Raw genomic sequence first — 19,089 nt, 5'->3', positions numbered from 1 at the left:
TGCACTCGTTCTTCGTATGGGTCGCTCGGAGTGGTCGGCCGGTGCTGGACGGCCGAACAAGCCGTGTCCGTGCAGGAAAGTGTGCCGATCATAGAGGCTGCCCTCGGGGCCTTGCAGCCACTCTCCAGTGTCCCTGAACAACCACCCGTTCTGACAGATCGTTTCTGCCTGGATCTGGACCGGATCCTTCGCCCACCGATCGTATGTGACGTTCCGTGAGTGTTCGGGGTGTCGGCCGGGAGGCCGGTGACATGCGACCCTTCACTCTTCTGGTGCAGACAAACAGGGCAAAGTAGTACGAAGTAACACAAGCTGGGTGCGGTGTCCTGAAATCCGCGCCCGGAGGTCGACGTGCCGCGTCAGCTCCCCTTGAGGAGTCTCGCCTGTGAGCTCCTGCTGGGTCTCGCTCCCCAAGGGGCGTCCCGCTGGCGCAGTACCGCGGCCGCGTTCACCTCGCTGGCGGCGGTGGTCGCGACCTCCCTGGTCACGGGCCCCGCCCTCGCCGAACCCCTCTTCGCCCCCTGCGCCCTGCAGCGGACCGACGTCCACCACTCGGAGGGCCTGGACGTCTGGAACGCCGCCTACCCGCGCCCCACCCGTCCCCTCGACGCGGTACTGGTCTTCCTCTCGTTCCCCGACTCCCGCCCGCGCACCACGCCGGCCGAACTGACGGCCGATTACTTCCCGTCCACCAGCCGCTTCTTCGAGCGCGCCTCCTACGGCAGGTTCACGCTGCGCCCGCATCCCCAGCGCGCGTGGATCCGGATGCCGCACGCGTCCACCTCGTACGCCATGCGGCGCGACTGGAACTCCGCGCGGCGCGCCGCCTATCTGCGCGACGCGATCGGCGCGGCCGACCGGCAGGTCGACTTCTCGCGCTACGACATCGTCTACTTCGTCGCCGATCCGGACGCGCCGGGCGTCGACTCCGACGCGACGAAGGTCGTCAACCTCGAGACCCCGCTGCGGGCCGACGGCAAGGACATCAGCCGCGTCGTCACGGTCTTCGAGAAGCACCCGCCGGACCGGCTCGTCCTCGCCCATGAGACGGGGCACGTCTTCGACCTGCCCGACCTCTACCACCGGCCCTCCGACGGCAAGGGCGACTGGGACACGTACGTCGGTGACTGGGACCTCATGGGCAGCCAGTTCGGCCTCGCGCCGGATCTGTTCGGCTGGCACAAATGGAAGCTGGGGTGGCTGGAGCCGCGGCAGGTGGTGTGTGTGGGCGCCCACGGGAGTACACGGCTGACGCTGGAGCCCCTGGGCGCCGGGCCGCCGGCGGCCGGTGTGGGCGCGGCGGGAGCACCGGCCGCCGGTGCGCCCCCGGCGGCGGACCCCTACGGCGCTTCCGGCGGCGCTCCGGGTCCCGTGCCCGTCGGCTCCGGCGTACCGGTCTTCGGCTCCGGGCGCGGTACCAAGCTGGCGGTCGTCCGTACGGGGCCCGACAGCGCGCTCGCCTTCGAGGCGCGCGGCTCGGCGGGCAACGACGGGACGACCTGTACGCAGGGCATCCTCGTCTACCGGGTCCGCAGCGGGGCTGCCTCCGGTGACGGCCCGATCCAGGTCGTCGACGCCCACCCGCACTCGGAGTCCTGCTGGGGCGAGTCGGTCTACCCGCCGCTCGCGGACGCGCCGGTGGAGCTCGGTGAGAGCTTCACGGTCCCCGGCGAGAAGGTGCGCGTCGCGGTGGAGGACTGGACGGCCGCGGGGGACTGGACGGTGAAGATCACGACGGGCTGAGCGCTCGTGGACATGACGATGGCGAGGCGTGTTCACGTTTCCGCGAACAAGCCTCGCCATCGCTAGCGTGCGCCGCCAGGGACTCGAACCCCGGACCCGCTGATTAAGAGTCAGCTGCTCTAACCAACTGAGCTAGCGGCGCCTGCTGACGTCGTAGACCTTAGCATCCTGATCGGCGGGAGGAAAAATCGATATCCGCACCGCCGCGGAGGCCGCCGCGCGGGCCGCACGGATGGCCGCCCAGACCAGGATCTCGGCGCCGGGGAGCCAGGGATGCCGGGTGTCGGGGGCCACCAGCCAGCGGGATTCGGGACGGGCGGCCGGGTCCGGGCCGGTAGCGCCGACGCGGTCGCCCGGGGTGCGGACGCGGGTCGTACGGCCGTCTCCCGGGGCGGGGACGGTCACCGCGTCGCCGGTGCCGTGACAGAGCAGGGGAGGGATCGCGCCGACCCGCCCCAGGCCGCCCGGACAGGCCGGATGGCCGGTGACACCGGGCCGTCCGGTGACGCCGGTGGCACCGGACGGCCCGGCGTCCCCCCGACCGCCGCGCCGCCCCACGGGCCCGCGCGGGTCCTGGAAGCCGTCGACGGCCTTGACGCGCTTGATGCCGTTGATGGTCCTGCTGCTGTCGATGTCGCCGATGCGGTCGTCGAAGCCGTCGCCGTGGCCGTCGTCGAAGGCGCTGAGGGCGCCGGAGTCCCAGGCGTCCCATGAGCCCTCGGCGCCGCGGGAACCCCGCTCCTCCCACTCCAGGAGCGACGGGAGTCGCTGGGCCGTGCCCGGGGCGCTGAACAGCAGCATCCGCCCGCGGAACACGGCCACCGGTCCGGAGCCCGGCCCCTCGTCCCACAGGCGGTCCAGCATCCGCCGACCGAAGATCGCGGGCGCGTTGACGACGTCGAAAGCGGTGCCGCAGGGCAGTACGACCGGCGCGGTCGGCCGGTCCTGCCAGAGGGCGAGGGTGCTGCGCGGATACGTTCCTGCCGAGGCGAGCCAGGCGGCCCCGTCCGCGGTGACGCCCGCGGCGTCGAACCGGTCGGACAGCGGGGCGCCGGTGCCGTGGGGGAAGGTGCCGGCGTTGTTCCGTGTGCTGCTCATGACGACAAGGTCTACCGTCGGTGAGCATCCCGTCTCCGAGGGTTGCGGAAAATCGGGACAGGGGGGTCGCGAATGGGGTATGTCACCCGCCGCCGGCGTATGCCAGGAGACCCTGCGGGCGCCGTCCACCTGGCACCAGGAGGCCGCCTGGTGCAGGGGTGCAGGGGTGCACGGGTGCCGGGGACGCCGGCGGGATGCCGGGGGCGGGCCCCCGGCGGTCACACCGTGCCGGTCAGGCGTGGTCGCCCACCCCGTGCCCGTGTCCGTTCCCGTCCGCCCCCCGGAGCAGGTCACGGCCGAACTCGACCATCTTCTTCGCGTAGTCCTCGGTCCACTCGGCGCGCTCGGCGATGTCGGCCGACGTGAGCCGGTCGAAGCGGCGGGGATCGGCGAGCTGCGCGGCGGCGATGGCCTGGAACTCCAGCGCCCGGTCGGCCGCCGCCCGGAAGGCGAGCGTCAGCTCCGTGGCCCGCGCCAGCAGCGCCCTCGGATCGTCTATCGACTCGAGATCGAAGAAGTGCTCCGGGTCACCGGCCGCCTCCGCGGGCTCGAAGAGCAGGGGCGCGGGGCGTAGCCGCGGTTCGTTCCGACGCGGCGTGGGCTCCGCCATGTCTTCTCCTCCTCGTACGGTTCAGGGGCCCGCTTCGTGGGTGGGCCACCGTCCATTGTCCCCCGCTCGCGCAAGGGGGCCCGTGGAACGGGGCGGATCGGAGTCTCAGGGCCGCCATCTCACCCGGTGCTCCGCCAGATGCGACAGCACCGCGTGGCTCGCCTCCCAGCCGTCCGGGAACTTCACCGTGACACCCAGCTGCACGGGCTCGGTGGAGGGGTGGTCGTCCAGCAGCTCCGTCACCCCCGCCCGGCAGACCACGATGCACGCGTGCCGGTGCCGGGAGGCGAGGACGCACAGTCGTCCCGTCTCCAGGTGGAACGCCGTCGCGTCCGGGCGCCCGGAGAGCGGGTGGAGCACCACCGTCACGTCGAACTCGCGGCCCTGGAGCCGGTTCGCCGTGTCGACGGTGACGTCCGTGACACCGAGATCCGCCAGCGCCGCCCGCACCACCGCCGCCTGGTCCCGGTGCGCCGTGCCGACGGCGATCCGGTCCGCCGTCAGCGGTGCCGGATCGGGCGACCGCTCCGAGGTCGCCGCGCCGCCGCGCTCCAGCAGCCGCCGTACGACCTGCGCCACCGCCCGTACGGCCTCGGGGTCGGTGCGCGGCGTGTGCCGGGCCGGCAGCTCCAGGAGCCCCCAACCCGTCTCCGCGGCTTCGTCGATGACCAGGTCGGGCCCGGAACCGTCCGACGGCACACCGAAGTTCAGCAGCCGGTCACCGTGTCCGGTGCCGCTGCGGAACGGCGTGTACGGGTAGAACGCGTCCGAGACCAGCGGGGCCGCGGACGCCGGGAGCCGCCATGACACCGGCAGCCGGTGCTGCGGCAGTTCGGGGTTGTGCGCGAGCAGGGTCGTGACGGCGGACGCCGAGGGGTCGTACGACAGTCCCGCCCACTGCTCCGCGCCCACGATGGCGAAAGGGTCCAGCTGGCCCGGATCGCCCACGAACAGCGCCCGCTCGAAGAGGCCGGCCACGGCCAGCAGCGCGTCGGAGCGCATCTGGTACGCCTCGTCGACGATCGCGTGCCGCCAGGGCTCGACGTTCTTGACGTGGGCCCACTTCGCGGCGGTCGAGATGACGACCGGGAGGCCCGCCAGGTCGGTGGCCTTCGCCGACTTGCGGACGTTGCCCAGGTCGTCGAGAGCCTTGTCGTACGGGTCGGCGTCACTGCTGTGCAGGCGCCCCACCGGCAGCTCGGGGTCCTTCTCGGCGAGCCGTACGACCAGGTCGTCCACCTGGGAGTTCGTCTGTGCGATGACCATCAGGGGGCGTCCGGCGGAGGCGAGTTCGAGTGCCGCGCGCACGACGAGGGTCGACTTCCCGGCGCCGGGCGGGGAGTCGACGACGACCCCGCGGTGGGTGCCGTGCAGGGTGTCGCGCAGGATCGCGTCGGTGGCGCGGGCGGCCGCGGCCCCGGGATCGAAGACCGTGGTCACAGGATGTCCTCCTCCGTCACCGGATCCGGCTGCGGTACGGCGTCGGGGTCGCCCGGCGGGCCGCCGTGCGTCCACGGTGTGTTCTCCGGGTCGGGCAGCTTCGCGCCGCCGCGCTGCTCGTGCTCGAAGAGCGTGAAGCAGACGAGGTCCCCCTTCTCCGGCACGGACCCGGGCTCGGGCTCCTTGCCGCGGCCCATCTTGTCGACGACCCGCAGCACGAGCAGACCGTCCTCCTCCTCCGGTCCGGTGGCTCGCGCGTGTCCGACGTATTCGGCCGCCTGCGGTTTGCCGTCCAGCGACCGGTACACCTTCGTGCGCTCACCGAGATGCGGCCGGTCGTCCGTGCGGACGGTCACCAGGGGGCGGGGGCTCGGGCGTCTGCTCTCGCTGTACGCCATGACGACATCGACGACCTCGCCCGTGAAGGCCTCGCCGACCAGGCGCCGGCCGGCCATGACGAGCGGATCGTCGAGAGCCTCCTGCGCGTCCAGGCGGGCCTGTTCACGCTCGCGCGTGGCCAGCTTGTTCGCCGCCGTGACCGCGTCGTCGCGGCGCGGCTGCGGTGGCTCACCCGCGAGGACCCGGTCGCGGTGACCGGTGAACGACCAGCGGTCGCGGGTCCACCGGTCGGCCGCGTGCGCTCCCTCGGGCAGCGTCCGCAGCATGTCGAGGCCCTGCCACACCGCGTCCCAGGTGGGCCGGGCGACACGCTCCACCAGGCCGCGGATCTCCCGCTCCGCCGCGGTGAGTTCACCGAGCCGGTCGTCGGCCTCCAGACCGTCCTCGGCGGCGGCGAGTGCCGTCCGCGCGCGGTCGTAGCGCTCGATGGCGGGAGCCAGCAGCTTGTTGTCGAAGGCGGGATCGGTGGCCGGTCCCGCGGGCGGCCGGACGAGCTGGCCGCCGGAGTCCCGCCGGAGCTCCGCCTCCAGGGCCGCCCGCGCGCCCGACTCGCCCGCCGGGGGATCGATCCAGGCGAGCAGCGCTCCCAGGTGCTGGTCCTCCAGGCTGCTCTGGCCGGTGGCCCAGTGCCGGGACAGCACGTCGCCGAGGGCGAGCAGCAGAGCGGAACCGGGCACCCGGGCCCGCTCCCCGAAGTGGGTCAGCCACCGCCCGAGCAGCGGCACCCGGGGCGGCGCCGGATGCGGTGCCTCCGGCTCCTGCTCCGCGGTGCGCCGGAACCGCATGGAGCGCCCGAGGAGTCGCACGAACTCCGCACCGGCCCGGCTCGGCACGATCAGCTGGGGCGCGTCCGCGCACAGCTCGACCTCGACCTTGACCCGCTTCCCGGTCTCCGGATCGGTCTCGTTGCGCTCGGCGGCCTCGACCACGTCCGCGTAGGAGCCGACGTACGGCAGGACGACGTCCGCGAGCTCGGCGAGGAACGCGAACCGCAGATCACGGTCCCGGGGCTGCGGCACGACCAGCAGCCGCGGCGCGTCCCGGTCCGTACCGACCAGGGCCCCGAGAGGGGCCCCGGCCTCACCGGCGGTGATCAGGGGCACGAGGACGAGCGGCCGGTCGGAGAGATGCCGGTGGCGGACGGTGGCGAGGGGCTGCGCCCGCCCGCTCTCGACGGCTTCCAGCCGGGCGAGGGTGGCGATCAGCGACACGCGGCCACCTCCGCGAGCGCGGCCCGGCCGGTGGGGTGCGCCCGCTCGTGTCCGCGCAGGGCTTCCGCCCGCAGCCGGGCCGCCGCGCGCAGGGCGGCGACCGCCGGATCCTGCGGGTCCCCGGCGTCCGCGCGAGCAGCCGCCAGTACGTCGTCCACGGTGGTCAGACCGCCCAGCTCCGCGCGCAGTGACCGTCCCAGCGCGGTCACCGCGCCGGCCTCCCGGGAGCGGGCGCGGCAGTGGAAGGCGAGCTCGCAGGCGGCCAGGCACTCGGGGGCGTAGGCCGCGGGGACGGCCTCGACCGCCGCTGTCAGCCGCTCGGCCGGCAGACCGGGGGCGAAGCAGGTGTCCTCGGGGAGGGCGGCCGCGATGTCCTCGACACGGGTGAGGCGGTCCAACTGGCGGCGGGTGACCGCGCGCTGTTTGCGGACGTCGACGGCGGACGCGGTCGGGAGGTTGGAGAAGTCCTTGGGGCAGACCAGCAGGACGCGGTGGCGGACGTCGGGGGCCGGGTCCAGGCGCGCGGCGACCTCCTCCAGTGCGAGGACGTACACCGCCGACTGACGGGCGGCCGCGCCCACCTTCGCCGGGTCTGCCGAGCCGTCCAGCATGGGGAAGGACTTGATCTCGACGACCGTCCACGTCCCGTCGGGGTGCACGACGACGGCGTCCGGTTCGAGGAAGGCGGGGGAGCCCGCGACGTCGAGGGCGAGCATGGGGTGGTCGAGCAGGGTCCAGGCGCCGGCGCTGGTGGCGTCGCGCAGCGCGAGTGCGGTTCGGGCGGTGCGGCCCTCGGGGCCGGCCGCGGTCAGGTCGGGGACCGTCCCGGCCCGGGGCGGCTCGGCGCCGGGGTCCAGCTTCTCGTGCACGAGGCGCAGCAGTTCCGCGCCGCCGTCCGCCTTGACCCGGGCCTCGAACGCGTTGCCCCGCATGAACGCGAACTGGGACTGGCCGAAGGCGGACGGTGAACCCAGCCCTTCGGCCAGCTGCGCCTTGTCGACACCCGCGCCGTCGAGCAGGGCGCGCCGCTCGCAGCCGGGGTTCGCGGCGAGCGCCGCGAGAGCGCGCGCGTCCAGGGCCTTGGGCGGTACCGCCGGGCCGCGCAGCTCAGCGAGTCTTCCCCAGACTCCCGGCTTCGGTGGAGGAGGGGAGATCCCAGTCCGCAGCTCCGTCCCCCGCATCCTTGGGAGGGGCACCGGGGTCGGCTCCCGGTCCGGTGCGGGACTCGCGCTGTCGGGGAATGCGTTCACCCGTGGAAGTCTGGCATCCGGCACTGACAATCGGGGAACCCGCGTCGTGGGAGGCGCCCGCGATCCACGGGATCCGGGTACCCAGGAGTGTCTTCACACGGTCCGCGAGCCGTGTCACCTGCGGGGCGAGCAGCAGCCCCGTTCCCATCACCGCGACGCCGGCGACCGCGTCGAGGAAGTAGTGGTTGGCCGTGCCCATGACGACGATCGTGGTGAGCAGCGGGTACGCGATGCCCGCGAGCCGGACGACGCGTGTGCGGCCGTAGCGCCACAGCATCACTCCGCACCACAGCGACCAGCCCACGTGCAGGCTCGGCATCGCCGCGTACTGGTTCGTCATGCCGCCGAGACCCCGTGGAGCGCTCGCCTCGCCGCCCCACCAGCCGTACGAGCTGTACTGGGCCATCGTGTCGACGAAGCCGTGGCCCGCCGAGAGCAGCCGGGGCGGGCAGGTCGGCATCAGGGTGAAGCCGACCAGACCGATGAGGGTGGACGTCATGAGCCAGGTGCGGGCCGCGCGGTACAGGTCGGCGCGGGAGCGGAAGAGCCAGATCAGGATGGCGGGCGTCACCAGATAGTGCAGTGACGCGTACCAGAAGTCGGCGGGCACGCCGAGCCAGGCCTCGCGTGTGAACAGCCGGTTGAGCGGGTGCTCGGCGTTGAGGTGGAGGGCCTTTTCGATGCGCAGGATCTCCAGGCCGTGACCGACGGCGCTGTCCGTGTCGCCCCGGGCGAGCAGCCGGCCCGCCGAGTACGACGCGTACACCAGGACTATCAGCGGCAGCTCGGTCCACCAGCGCAGCCGGAGCTGAGGTGCGGACGGGCGCAGCTCGGTCCACCGGCCGAGCCGGGCGCGCGGTGCCGTCCCGGTCCGCCGTGCATCGGTCTGCGGCATCCGATCGCCCTCCCCCATCTGCTCGTCGTGCCCCGGCGACCCCGTCGGCGGCCGCACCGGCACCGCGCGAGCGACCGCTCGCGGTGTGACGGTGCGCAAGTCTGTCCGTGACGATGCGTGGCCGCACCGGATTTTACGGCGTATGCGAACGGCCCCTGGAAGCGCCCCCGGTCGTCAAGGACGCTGAGATCGCCCTGCGGGTTGCCCCTCGCGGGGGTGCGCGATGATGGAGTGACCCATTTATCCGGCGAATCGGGAAGGCTTCTCCTCATGGCACCGCGCATCCTGCTGGCCCGGCATGGACAGACGCAGTGGTCGCTGTCCGGCAAGCACACCGGCAGGACCGACGTACCGCTGCTGGACGAGGGCCGGCGCGGAGCCGAGACGCTGGGCGAGCGACTGCACCGGGCGCCCTTCGACGGGCTCCCCGGGGCGGAGGTGTTCACCAGCCCGCTGGCACGCGCGCGTGAGACGTGCGAGCTGGCCGGCTTCGGTGAGCGCGCCACCTCCTGGGACACGCTGATGGAGTGGGACTACGGCGCGTACGAGGGGATGACCCCGGCCGAGATCCAGGCCGTACGTCCGGGCTGGTTCATCTGGCGCGACGGGGTGCCCGGCGGCGAGACCCTGGAGCAGGTCACCGCGCGCGCGGACGAGGTCGTCGGCCGGGCCCGCGCCGCCGACCGCGACGTACTGGTCTTCGCGCACGGGCACATCCTGCGCTCCATCGGTGCGCGCTGGCTGGGCCTCCCCCTCGACTTCGCCGCCCGGATCCGTCTCAACCCGACCTCGCTGTCGGTGCTCGGCTGGGCCTACGGCGAGCCCGCCATCGAGACCTGGAACGACCTCGGGCATCTGACCGCGTAGAGCGCGTGGACCGGGTCCGGCCCTTCGCCGGGCCCTTCACACCGGGCCCTTCACACCGGGCCCTTCGCCGGGCCCTTCGCCGGGCCCTTCGCCGGGCCCTTCACACCGGGCCCTTCGCACCCGGGCCGGCTCACGCGGTCCGCGGCAGATTCGCGTGGCGCTCCAGGAACGCGGAGACGCCCGACGCCCTGCGGTGCGGCAGCAGCACCCGCGCGGTGGCCGCCAGCATGGTCTGGATGCGGGAGGACTGGACCTCGCCCAGCAGGTCGAGGACGCGCAGACCCGCGACCGCGGCCTCGTCGGGGCGGCCGCCGCGGGCGAGGTCGTCGGCGAGTTCCGCGGTGTAGAGGGCGATGTTGCGGGTGAAGTGCGGATCCTGCAGGTGTGCCGCGCGACGGGCGTGACGGGCCGCGCGCGGCCAGTCACCCAGCGTGGACCAGCACTGCGCCTCCAGGCCCTCCAGTTCGGCCTCTCCGTAGAAGGTCATCCACTCGGGGTCGGTCTCCGAGGCGCCGCGCTCGAAGAGGGCCTGGGCGCGGACGAGGGCCCGTTCGCACTCCGCGCGGTCCGCGAGCCCCGCCCAGCCGCCCGCCTCGCGCAGCGCGAGCAGCGAGAGCAGTCGCGAGGAGCCGAGCGGGTGCGCCGCCCGCTGCGCCGCCTGCGCCGCGCGCACCGCCTCACGTGGGCGGCCCGCGTCGCGGGCGAGGAAGGCCGTGTTGCAGAAGGCGTGCGCCTCCAGGCCGGGGTCGCCGGACATCCGTGCGGTCGCCAGTGCCTCGGCGTAGTGCGAGCGCGCGTCGTCGAAGCGCCCGGAGTCGTGTGCCAACCAGCCGACGGAGATGGCCAGTTCGCCCGCCCCCGCGTACAGCCGGTCGGCGGTCCGCTGACGGGTGGTGCCCGCGTCGAGCAGTTCGTACGCGGTGCGCAGGGGGGCGGCGGCCCGCCGGTAGAGGCCGTCGGCCCCGTGCCGGTCGTCGAGCAGCCGGATCCTTCGTACGGCTTCTTCGAGGGCGCCCGCCTCGGACGTCCCCACCCGGTGGGCACGGCGGACACGGTGGTCCGTGGCCTCGGCCTCGGCCGTACCGCCGAACGTGCCCGCGAAGGGGCCCAGTGTGGCTGCCGCCATGGTGGCGGTGCCGCCGGTCATGAATGCGCGACGCTGCACGTCGCTCTCCTCGTGGTTCTGTTCATGGTGCTCGTGCGGGTTCTGCGGGTCGTGCGGGTCGTGCGGGTCGTACGGGTCCTGTGGGTCCTGTGGGTCCTGTGGGTTCGGCGTGGTCTCATACGTCTCGCACGCCCCTTCCGTCTCACCCGTGGTGCACGAAAGGCTTGTGGTGTGTGCGGGGGGCTCTTCGTCCGTGCCGCGCGCCCCTCGTCCGCGCACGGACGAGCGGGGCGAGAAGCCCAGGTCGGTCAGCGTGCGGCCGGGGAACATGTGCAGGAACACCCGCTCGTACGCGTAGTTGGGACAGCGGATCTCGCCGGCCTCCACCCGCCCGACATAGCGCGCGTCGCAGCTGACCCGCTCACCGATCTCGCGCGCGGCCCGCCGGACCGCCGCGGCGAACTCGCCGGGCGAGCGCTGTCCGCGCAGCCGCCGGAAGGCGAGGTTCGGCCGCGGTGGCCGGGGGGACTGGGACGAGGTCACCGTTGACGACGCCATGGTCGGGCCCTCTCTTGCGAACCGTCGAACCATGCCGGAACCAGGGCGAAGTGTCTGTGTCATGCCGTGTGGTGCCCTGCTCCGGCGGAGCAAGAACGTACCTGCTGTGACGACGTCGCCACGCTGGGTTTGGCTACAAAACGGATATCTCATGCATGATCTGCCATGAACTGCCATCCTTTGCGGCGGCGTTCCGCCGTAGCCGTTGACGTTCTGACGCGTTGAACCCGATGGACCGGGAGCGCACCCGAACTCCCGACCCGCTCGTGCAGGAGGAGGGGTTCCGTGTTGGAGGCCGGGTTGGAGAGCACCGAGTTCCGTAGACCGCTGTCGACCGCCGGGTACGGGTCGTCCCCGGAGTACGGCGCCCCACCGCAGCCGGTCGCCGGCTGCGACCTGGTGACCGTTCCGGCGCGCCAGGGCCTGGAGGCCGTCGACATCCTCCGCCGCGGCGCCTGCGAATCCGTCGGGCCCGTTCTGCTCGACGGCGGCTGCGACACCCTCGGCTTCCTGGTGCCGCGCGGCACCGCCGAAGCCTGGGACGTGCCGGGCAGTACCTGTACGCGAACCGTCGGCCGCGGCCTGCGGCCGGCCCCCGAGCCGCCGGTCGAGGGCTCGGACTGGCTGCTGCCGCCGGGGGAGGCGGACCTCGCGACCGACCCGGCCGTCCTGCGGGCGGCGCTGGGCGAGGCGGCACGGCTCATCGAGGCCGCGGACAACTGTCGCTGACCGCCCGAAGCGGCCGCTGGGCCGACCGTCCCGGAGCCCCTGATAATGGCGGAATGGGAAGGTCGAAGAACGCGCGGCGCGGCCAGGCGCCCACCGAGCCCCTCGTCGAGACGGTCGACGGCGGGCTCGCCGAGCTGATACCCGACCGGGACCGCCCACGCGCCTGGACCCTGCTGATCGACGGCGCCCCGCAGTCCCACGTCGACCTCGACGACCCCGCCCACCTGAGCTTCGAGTACCAGCGCCGCCTCGGCCACGTCATCGACCTGGTCGCCCCGCCCGGCAAGCCCGTGCACGCCGTGCATCTCGGCGGCGGCGCCTTCACCCTGGCCCGCTACACCGCCGCGACCCGCCCCCGCTCCACCCAGCAGGTCGTCGAACGCGACGGCCTCCTCGTCCAACTCGTCCGGCGTGAACTCCCGCTGGACCCCAACGCCCGTATCCGGGTGCGTTCCGTGGACGCCCGTGAGGGTCTCGCCAAGGTGCCGGACGGCTGGGCGGACCTCGTCATCGCCGATGTGTTCAGCGGCGCGCGGACCCCGGCCCACCTGACCTCCGTGGAATTCCTCGCCGACGTCCGCAGGGTCGTCAAACCCGGTGGCGTGTACGCCGCCAATCTCGCCGACGGGCCGCCGCTGGCCCATCTGCGCGGCCAGATCGCCACCGCCGCGGCGGTCTTCCCCGAACTGGCCCTCGTCGCCGACCCGACGGTGCTGCGCGGCAAGCGCTTCGGCAACGCCGTCCTCGTCGCCTGCGACCGGCCGCTGCCGCTGGCCGAACTGACCCGCCGCGCGGCCTCGGACCCGCACCCCGGACGGGTCGAACACGGCAGACAGCTCGCCGACTTCACCGGGGGAGCGGCACCGGTCCTGGACGCGGCGGCGGTGGCCTCACCGGCTCCACCCCCCTCGGTGTTCCGCTGACGGCACGGCCCCCACCGGGCACGGCCCCCACCGGGCACGGCCCCCACCGGGCGCGGCCCCCACCGGGCGCGGCCCCCACCGGGCGCGGCCCCCACCGGGCGCGGCCCCCACCGGGCGCGGCCCGAGGCCAACAAGCCCTAGTAGGTGCCGATCTCCACATGCGGCGGCCCGTCGTGCCACGTGCAGAACACCGACACCCGATCCGCACCCGAGGTGAACTCCACCCGGATCCACGACTCGGTCTTCCACAGCTGCATCGACCAGCCCGAGCCGGGCGTCGCGGAGACGAGCGTCGCGGAGGCCGTGCCCAGGTCGAAGACCGCCCGTCCGCCGTCGGTGTCGTAACTCTTGACCCGACCCGCCGGTCCGCCCTGTGCGGAGGCGCTCGTACTCGGCACGGACGAGGGCGACTTGGAGGGCGGGGGAGTGGCGGCCGGCCGTCGGCTCCGCTCGGGGGTCGCGGCGGCGGTCGGCGTCCCGGTCCGGGCGGTCGGGGAGGGGAGCGGCTTCGCCTTCTGCGTGACGGAGCCGTCCACCGTGACGGGCAGCGCCCGCGGCGGGTCGTACGCCGTCCCCGTCATGACCGTGTGGACACCCCACCACGACAGCGTGACCGCCGCGCCCGTGGCGAGCGTCCAAGCCAGTACGTGTACGAGTCCTCTGCGCATCGCGGCCATACTGCCCCACGTGCCCCACGGGTGTCTCGTTCCCGTCGTGCGGCGGGAGTTGTCCACAGGCGCCGGACCGGCATCGCACGGATGGCGTACGGTGCCGCCCATGGCAAGTGTGCTCGTGGTCGAGGACGACCAGTTCGTACGCTCGGCCCTCATCCGGCATCTGACCGACGCCTCGCACACGGTGCGCAGCGTCGGCACCGCGCTGGAGGCGCTGCGCGAGGTCGCCCATTTCCCCTTCGACGTAGTCATCCTGGACCTCGGTCTGCCCGACCTGGACGGGGCCGAGGCCCTGAAGATGCTGCGCGGCATCACCGACGTCCCCGTGATCGTCGCCACCGCCCGGGACGACGAGACGGAGATCGTCCGCCTGCTGAACGACGGCGCGGACGACTACCTCACCAAGCCGTTCTCGGTCGAGCACCTGTCCGCGCGGATGGCCGCCGTCCTGCGCCGTTCGCGGTCGGCGGGGGAGGCGCCCGCGTCGCCGGTCATCCGGGTCGGCGGCCTGGCCATCGACCCGTTGCGCCGCCGGGCCGAGCTGGACGGCGTCCGACTCGACCTCACCCGGCGCGAGTTCGACCTGCTCGCCTTCCTCGCCGGCCGGCCCGGTGTCGTCGTGGCCCGCAAGGAGCTGCTCGCCGAGGTGTGGCAGCAGTCGTACGGGGACGACCAGACCATCGACGTCCATCTGTCCTGGCTGCGGCGGAAACTGGGCGAGACGGCGGCGAGGCCGCGCTATCTGCACACCCTGCGCGGTGTCGGCGTGAAGCTGGAGCCACCGCGGACGGAGTTCCCGCGAGCGGAGCCGCCGCTGTGAGGTGGGCACTGGTCAAGGTGTGCGTGGCGGTGACCACGATGGTGGTGGTGGCCTTCGCCGTGCCGCTCGGGCTCGTCATCAAGGAGATGGCCCGCGACCGCGCGTTCTCGAACGCCGAGCGGGAGGCCGCGGCCGTCGCGCCCGCGCTCTCCATCACCACCGACCGGGACCAGCTGGAGCGGGTCGTCGCCTCCGCCGGTTCCGACGACGGCATGGCCGTGCACATACCGGCGAGCGACGCCGCCAGGGCGGTCGACATCGGCCGGCAGCGCGCCGCCGCCAAGGACATCGCGGCCACCCGCGCACTGGGCCGGGCCTCCACCTCCGAGGTCCCGGGCGGCTCCACCCTGCTCCAGCCCACCGCGCTGAGCTCCGGCGAGATCGCGGTCGTCGAGGTGTACGTCCCCGAGTCCGAGGTCAGCAACGGCGTGGGGACGGCCTGGGCGGTGCTCGCCGCGGTCGGAGTCGCGCTCATCGTCGGCTCGGTCGCGGTCGCCGACCGGCTGGGCGTACGCATGGTGCAGCCGGCCCAGCGGCTGGTCGAGGGCGCGCACGAACTGGGGGAGGGCAAGCTCGGAGCGCGGGTCCCCGAGGAAGGCCCCACCGAACTGCGGCTGGCGGCGGTCGCGTTCAACTCGATGGCCGACCAGGTCGTGCAACTCCTGGCGAACGAGCGGGAGCTGGCGGCGGACCTCTCGCACCGCCTGCGCACCCCGTTGACCGTACTGCGGCTGAACACGGCCTCGCTCGGCGACGGACCGGCCGCCGAGCAGACCCGGGCGGCCGTGGCACAGCTGGAGCGGGAGGTCGACACGATCATCAGGACGGCGCGTGAGGCCAAGCCGCGGACGGTGGCGCTCGGTGCCGGGGCCGGGTGCGACGCGTCCGAGGTGGTCCGCGAGCGGATGGACTTCTGGTCGGCGCTCGCCGAGGACGAGGGCCGCAAGGTGCGGGTCGCGGGCGTGGACCGTCCAGTCCGCATACCGGTCGCGCGGGCCGACCTGGTGGCCGCGCTCGACGCGCTCCTCGGCAACGTCTTCCGGCACACCCCGGAGGGCACGGCCTTCGCGGTCGACGTGCACAACGGCGACGACGCGGTGATCGTGCTGGTGTCGGACGCGGGACCGGGGATCGTGGACCCGGAGTCGGCGATGGCCCGCGGGCGGGGCTCGGGCAGTGACGGCTCGACCGGGCTCGGGCTGGACATCGTGCGGCGACTGGCGGAGTCGACGGGCGGGGACGTACGGCTGGGGTCGTCGGTGCTGGGAGGCACCGAGGTGCGGATATGGATCCAGCTGGACGGGCGGGCGCCGGTGCGACGCGGGCACCGGGGGGCGGTACGGCGACGCAGACGCGGCGTCGGCGTGAGCTGAGTCGGTGCCGGGGCCGGCCGGTCCACGGCCTCGAACCGGCCCGGACAGGTCTCGACCTTTAACCGTTCCCGATGCCTTCCTTAAGCGCACCCTAAGATCGCCGGCCTCCGTCCGGATGAAGCGGTTTGCCCGATTCCGGATCGCTAGCGTGCTGCCCGCACCCCCTGGGGATCCCCAGCGAACTCCCGTGAAACCGCGAAGGCAGGCACGCGATGAGCAGTACGCACCGGCGCAAGGTCAGTGGCAGGAACAAGGCGATAGGCGGCGTCGTGGCCGCTGCCGTGGTCGGCGGCGGTGCCTTCCTGTTCTCCGGCACCGCGCTCGCCGCCGGTGTCGGCGCCGCGTACACCAAGACCAGTGACTGGTCCACGGGTTACACCGCTCAGTACGTGATCACGAACGACACCGGCCGGACGAAGAGCGACTGGACGCTGGAGTTCGACCTGCCCTCAGGCGGCCGGCTCGGCTCGCTGTGGAACGGCGAGTCCGCCGTGAGCGGAAGCCACGTCACGGTGAAGCCGCCGTCCTGGGACAAGGACGGCCTGGCGGCCGGCGAGTCGGTCACCGTCGGCTTCGTCGTGAACGGCACCGCGGACCCGAAGGGCTGCGTCATCGACGGCGCCAAGTGCTCCGTGGACGACGGCGCGACCCCGGAACCGAGCGGCCGCCCCACACGGCCGGCCACCCCCACGGCCACGCCGAAACCCACCCCGACCGCCTCCCGCAGCAGCACCCCGACCACTCCCGCGTCCACCCCGGCCGGCACCCCGACGCCCTCCACCCCGGCGAGCACCGGCGGCACCACCGCGGGCGCCGGCTTCGTGCCCTACGTCGACACCTCCCTCTACCCGGCCTTCGACCTGGTCGGCAGCGCCACGGCCACCGGGGTCAAGAACTACAACCTCGCCTTCATCACCGACGGCGGCGGCTGCACGCCCAAGTGGGGCGGGGTGAGCGACCTCGCCGGTGACGCGGTGGCCGCGCAGATCGGCGCGCTGCGGGCGAAGGGCGGCGACGTCCGCGTCTCCTTCGGCGGCGCCTCCGGCGCGGAGCTGGCGACGACCTGCTCGTCGGCGGACGCGCTGGCCACGGCGTACGGGAAGGCCGTGGACGCGTACCGGCTGACGAAGGTCGACTTCGACGTCGAGGGCGGCGCGCTGCCCAACACCACCGCGAACACCGACCGCGCGAAGGCCATCGCGAAGCTCCAGCAGCGGCACCCGGGCCTCGACGTGTCCTTCACGCTCCCCGTCATGCCCGAGGGCCTCACCCAGGACGGCGTGAACCTCCTGTCCGACGCCAGGTCGAACGGCGTGAAGATCTCCGCCGTCAACATCATGGCGATGGACTACGGCCCCTCGTACAGCGGTGACATGGGCACCTACGCCGAGCAGGCCGCCACCGCCACGCAGGCCCAGGTCAAGAGCGTCCTCGGACTCTCCGACAGCGCGGCCTGGAAGACCGTGGCCGTCACCCCGATGATCGGCGTCAACGACGTGGCGTCCGAGATCTTCAAGGTCGACGACGCCGCCCAGCTGGTGGCGTTCGCCAAGTCCAAGGGGCTCGGCTGGCTGTCGATGTGGTCCGCGAGCCGCGACAAGCAGTGCGCGGGCGGCGCGAAGAACTCCGCGGACGCGACCTGCAGCTCGGTCGTCCAGGACGCGGGGGCGTTCTCGAAGGCGTTCGGCGCCTACAAGTAGGCCCGGCGGCCACCGAGTCCTCCCCCACGGGAAGAGCGTCCCGGCCGGGACCACCCCCCATCCGGCCGGGGCGCGGCCCCCTTTCCGGACGCCGCGCCCCGCCCCCCGATCCCCCCGCCCCCGATCCCCCGCCCCCGTCTCCGGAGGGCGGCAAGCCCTCCGCCCTCCCGGACCGTGACCTACTCGGCCGCGGTCGTCACCGGCGGCAGCGTCCCCGTCCGGGCCGCCCGGCTGTACCAGTGGGCGCTCGACTTCGGCGTACGGGCCAGGGTCGCGTAGTCGACGTACACCGCGCCGAAGCGCTTGTCGTAGCCGTACGCCCACTCGAAGTTGTCCATCAGCGACCAGAGGTAGTACCCGCGGACGTCCGCGCCGTCGGCGATGGCGCGACGGACCGCCGACAGGTGGCCGTGCAGATAGGCGATGCGCTCCGGGTCGTGGACGCGGCCCTCCGGGTCCGGCTTGTCGTCGTACGCGGCGCCGTTCTCCGTGATGTACAGCGGCAGGCCGGGCGCCTCCCGCGTGTAGCGCGTGATCAGGTCGTGCAGGCCCGTCGGGTCGATCGTCCAGCCCATCTCCGTCCGCTCGCCCGGAGTCTGGTGGAACATCACGTCGTCGGCGCCCGGCCACGGCGTGTACGCGCTCGCCCCGTGACCGTCCGCACGGGTACCGGACGCGGTCGCCTCCGCCGCCGACACCAGCGTCGGGGTGTAGTAGTTCAGCCCCAGCGCGTCGAGCGGCTGCTTGATCACCGCCAGGTCGCCGTCCAGGACGTACGACCAGTCCGTGATCGCGGACGTCTCCTCGAACAGGCCCTCCGGGTAGGCGCCGTGCAGCATCGGGCCGTGGAAGACGCCGTTGGCCAGGTTGTCGATGCGCCGGACCGCCGCGAGGTCCGCCGGACTCTGCGAAAGCGGCCTGACGACCGAGGAGTTGAGGCTCACCGCGACCGAGTTGCGGGCCGGCATCACGGACCTCAGCGCCTTCGCGCCCAGGCCGTGCGCCAGGTTCAGATGGTGGGCGGCCTTCAGCGACGCCGCCGCGTCCGTGCGGCCGGGCGCGTGCACCCCGGAGCCGTAGCCCAGGAACGCGCTGCACCACGGCTCGTTCAGGGTGATCCATTGCTCCACCCGGTCGCCCAGCGCCTCGCCCACGATCTGGGCGTAGTCGGCGAACCGCAGCGCCGTGTCGCGCGCGGGCCAGCCGCCCGCGTCCTCCAGTTCCTGGGGGAGGTCCCAGTGGTAGAGGGTGATGGCCGGCTTGATGTCATGGGCCAGCAGTTCGTCGACCAGGTTGCGGTAGAAGTCCAGACCCCGCTGGACCGCCGGTCCGCGGCCCGTCGGCTGCACCCGGGACCAGGAGACCGAGAAGCGGTACGCGGACAGGCCCAGCTCCGCCATCAGGGCCACGTCGTCACGGAAGCGGTGGTAGTGGTCGACAGCGATGTCACCGGTCTCACCGCCGGCCGTCTTTCCGGGCGTGTGGCTGAAGGTGTCCCAGATGGAGGGCGTGCGGCCGTCCTCCCGTACCGCCCCCTCGATCTGGTACGCGGAGGTCGCCGCGCCCCAGAGGAACGCGGGGGGAAAGGTCACGGGCGATGCGGGTTCAGGCATGGAAGCGCTCCCATGGAAGGTCGTGGAGAACGACGGTGAGCAGGAGAAAAGGGGAGGAGACGGGGAGGTGAGGGGGACGAT

The 19,089-nt window shown here is 73.2% G+C and carries 16 protein-coding genes and 1 tRNA gene; 7 read left to right on the top strand and 10 right to left on the bottom strand.

Annotated features, from left to right (window positions below; all coding sequences use genetic code 11):
* Positions 1–351 precede the first annotated feature (351 nt).
* Entirely contained in the window at positions 352–1,743 is a 1,392-nt protein-coding gene (locus ACFVTC_RS09770) for a M6 family metalloprotease domain-containing protein (protein WP_390125858.1), read from the top strand.
* A 68-nt stretch (positions 1,744–1,811) separates the two neighbouring features.
* Here ACFVTC_RS09770 and ACFVTC_RS09765 read toward each other — a convergent pair.
* From ACFVTC_RS09765 to ACFVTC_RS09735, 7 genes are all read right to left on the bottom strand, one after another.
* A tRNA-Lys gene (locus ACFVTC_RS09765) sits at positions 1,812–1,885 on the bottom strand.
* Entirely contained in the window at positions 1,876–2,841 is a 966-nt protein-coding gene (locus ACFVTC_RS09760) for a bifunctional DNA primase/polymerase (protein WP_390125856.1), read from the bottom strand. The genes ACFVTC_RS09765 and ACFVTC_RS09760 overlap by 10 nt, the downstream gene beginning before the upstream one ends.
* A 232-nt stretch (positions 2,842–3,073) precedes the next feature.
* Positions 3,074–3,451, bottom strand: a complete 378-nt coding sequence (locus ACFVTC_RS09755) for a hypothetical protein (RefSeq protein ID WP_390125855.1) — start codon at positions 3,449–3,451, stop codon at positions 3,074–3,076.
* A 105-nt stretch (positions 3,452–3,556) separates the two neighbouring features.
* On the bottom strand, positions 3,557–4,891 hold the full coding sequence (locus ACFVTC_RS09750) for an AAA domain-containing protein (protein ID WP_390125853.1): 1,335 nt from the start codon (positions 4,889–4,891) through the stop codon (positions 3,557–3,559).
* Positions 4,888–6,501 carry a hypothetical protein gene (locus tag ACFVTC_RS09745; protein ID WP_390125851.1) on the bottom strand — a complete coding sequence of 538 codons (1,614 nt, stop codon included), beginning with the start codon at positions 6,499–6,501 and terminating at the stop codon, positions 4,888–4,890. Before ACFVTC_RS09745 ends, ACFVTC_RS09750 begins: the two co-directional genes overlap by 4 nt.
* Entirely contained in the window at positions 6,492–7,697 is a 1,206-nt protein-coding gene (locus tag ACFVTC_RS09740) for a hypothetical protein (protein WP_390125850.1), read from the bottom strand. The genes ACFVTC_RS09745 and ACFVTC_RS09740 overlap by 10 nt, the downstream gene beginning before the upstream one ends.
* The gene (locus ACFVTC_RS09735) at positions 7,609–8,646 is read right to left on the bottom strand and encodes a phosphatase PAP2 family protein (protein WP_390125848.1); all 1,038 of its coding nucleotides are present in this window, start codon (positions 8,644–8,646) and stop codon (positions 7,609–7,611) included. The genes ACFVTC_RS09740 and ACFVTC_RS09735 overlap by 89 nt, the downstream gene beginning before the upstream one ends.
* Positions 8,647–8,916: 270 nt before the next feature.
* On the opposite strand from ACFVTC_RS09735, the gene ACFVTC_RS09730 reads away from it, so the two are divergent.
* A complete protein-coding gene (locus tag ACFVTC_RS09730; protein WP_390125846.1) occupies positions 8,917–9,513 on the top strand; it encodes a histidine phosphatase family protein in 597 nt (198 codons plus the stop codon).
* 130 nt (positions 9,514–9,643) lie between these two features.
* Here the strand turns inward: ACFVTC_RS09730 and ACFVTC_RS09725 are convergent, their stop codons facing one another.
* The gene (locus tag ACFVTC_RS09725) at positions 9,644–11,176 is read right to left on the bottom strand and encodes a hypothetical protein (RefSeq protein WP_390125844.1); all 1,533 of its coding nucleotides are present in this window, start codon (positions 11,174–11,176) and stop codon (positions 9,644–9,646) included.
* 327 nt (positions 11,177–11,503) lie between these two features.
* On the opposite strand from ACFVTC_RS09725, the gene ACFVTC_RS09720 reads away from it, so the two are divergent.
* Positions 11,504–11,905, top strand: a complete 402-nt coding sequence (locus ACFVTC_RS09720; RefSeq protein ID WP_390126205.1) for a hypothetical protein — start codon at positions 11,504–11,506, stop codon at positions 11,903–11,905.
* Between the two features lie 53 nt (positions 11,906–11,958).
* The gene (locus ACFVTC_RS09715) at positions 11,959–12,828 is read left to right on the top strand and encodes a spermidine synthase (RefSeq protein WP_390125842.1); all 870 of its coding nucleotides are present in this window, start codon (positions 11,959–11,961) and stop codon (positions 12,826–12,828) included.
* 137 nt (positions 12,829–12,965) lie between these two features.
* Here the strand turns inward: ACFVTC_RS09715 and ACFVTC_RS09710 are convergent, their stop codons facing one another.
* Positions 12,966–13,496 (bottom strand): hypothetical protein, encoded by a 531-nt coding sequence (locus ACFVTC_RS09710; RefSeq protein WP_390125840.1) that lies wholly within the window; start codon positions 13,494–13,496, stop codon positions 12,966–12,968.
* Between the two features lie 109 nt (positions 13,497–13,605).
* Here ACFVTC_RS09710 and ACFVTC_RS09705 point away from each other — a divergent pair, with 109 nt between their 5' ends.
* The 3 genes from ACFVTC_RS09705 to ACFVTC_RS09695 all read left to right on the top strand — a co-directional run bounded on the left by ACFVTC_RS09705 (position 13,606) and on the right by ACFVTC_RS09695 (position 17,395).
* The gene (locus ACFVTC_RS09705) at positions 13,606–14,322 is read left to right on the top strand and encodes a response regulator transcription factor (RefSeq protein WP_390125838.1); all 717 of its coding nucleotides are present in this window, start codon (positions 13,606–13,608) and stop codon (positions 14,320–14,322) included.
* The gene (locus ACFVTC_RS09700; protein ID WP_390125836.1) at positions 14,319–15,695 is read left to right on the top strand and encodes an ATP-binding protein; all 1,377 of its coding nucleotides are present in this window, start codon (positions 14,319–14,321) and stop codon (positions 15,693–15,695) included. The genes ACFVTC_RS09705 and ACFVTC_RS09700 overlap by 4 nt, the downstream gene beginning before the upstream one ends.
* A gap of 212 nt (positions 15,696–15,907) precedes the next feature.
* Positions 15,908–17,395: a cellulose binding domain-containing protein gene (locus tag ACFVTC_RS09695; protein ID WP_390125834.1), complete on the top strand. Its 1,488-nt coding sequence runs from the start codon at positions 15,908–15,910 to the stop codon at positions 17,393–17,395.
* A gap of 179 nt (positions 17,396–17,574) precedes the next feature.
* Here ACFVTC_RS09695 and ACFVTC_RS09690 read toward each other — a convergent pair whose 3' ends face one another.
* Positions 17,575–19,008, bottom strand: a complete 1,434-nt coding sequence (locus ACFVTC_RS09690) for a GH1 family beta-glucosidase (RefSeq protein WP_390125832.1) — start codon at positions 19,006–19,008, stop codon at positions 17,575–17,577.
* Between the last annotated feature and the right edge of the window lie 81 nt (positions 19,009–19,089).

This window comes from Streptomyces sp. NPDC057950 (assembly GCF_042887295.1).
GTDB classification, from domain to species: domain Bacteria; phylum Actinomycetota; class Actinomycetes; order Streptomycetales; family Streptomycetaceae; genus Streptomyces; species Streptomyces kaempferi.
Note: the sequence above shows the minus strand (reverse complement) of the source record. Positions and strands in the feature narration are given on the sequence as shown.

Bases quoted from the DNA above. Each gene is read 5' to 3' on its own strand.
- ACFVTC_RS09705 (WP_390125838.1), top strand. From the start codon at position 13,606: ATGGCAAGTGTGCTCGTGGTCGAGGACGACCAGTTCGTACGCTCGGCC.
- ACFVTC_RS09725 (WP_390125844.1), bottom strand. From the start codon at position 11,176: ATGGCGTCGTCAACGGTGACCTCGTCCCAGTCCCCCCGGCCACCGCGG.
- ACFVTC_RS09695 (WP_390125834.1), top strand. From the start codon at position 15,908: ATGAGCAGTACGCACCGGCGCAAGGTCAGTGGCAGGAACAAGGCGATA.
- ACFVTC_RS09735 (WP_390125848.1), bottom strand. From the start codon at position 8,646: ATGCCGCAGACCGATGCACGGCGGACCGGGACGGCACCGCGCGCCCGG.
- ACFVTC_RS09715 (WP_390125842.1), top strand. From the start codon at position 11,959: ATGGGAAGGTCGAAGAACGCGCGGCGCGGCCAGGCGCCCACCGAGCCC.
- ACFVTC_RS09710 (WP_390125840.1), bottom strand. From the start codon at position 13,496: ATGCGCAGAGGACTCGTACACGTACTGGCTTGGACGCTCGCCACGGGC.
- ACFVTC_RS09755 (WP_390125855.1), bottom strand. From the start codon at position 3,451: ATGGCGGAGCCCACGCCGCGTCGGAACGAACCGCGGCTACGCCCCGCG.
- ACFVTC_RS09690 (WP_390125832.1), bottom strand. From the start codon at position 19,008: ATGCCTGAACCCGCATCGCCCGTGACCTTTCCCCCCGCGTTCCTCTGG.
- ACFVTC_RS09760 (WP_390125856.1), bottom strand. From the start codon at position 2,841: ATGAGCAGCACACGGAACAACGCCGGCACCTTCCCCCACGGCACCGGC.
- ACFVTC_RS09730 (WP_390125846.1), top strand. From the start codon at position 8,917: ATGGCACCGCGCATCCTGCTGGCCCGGCATGGACAGACGCAGTGGTCG.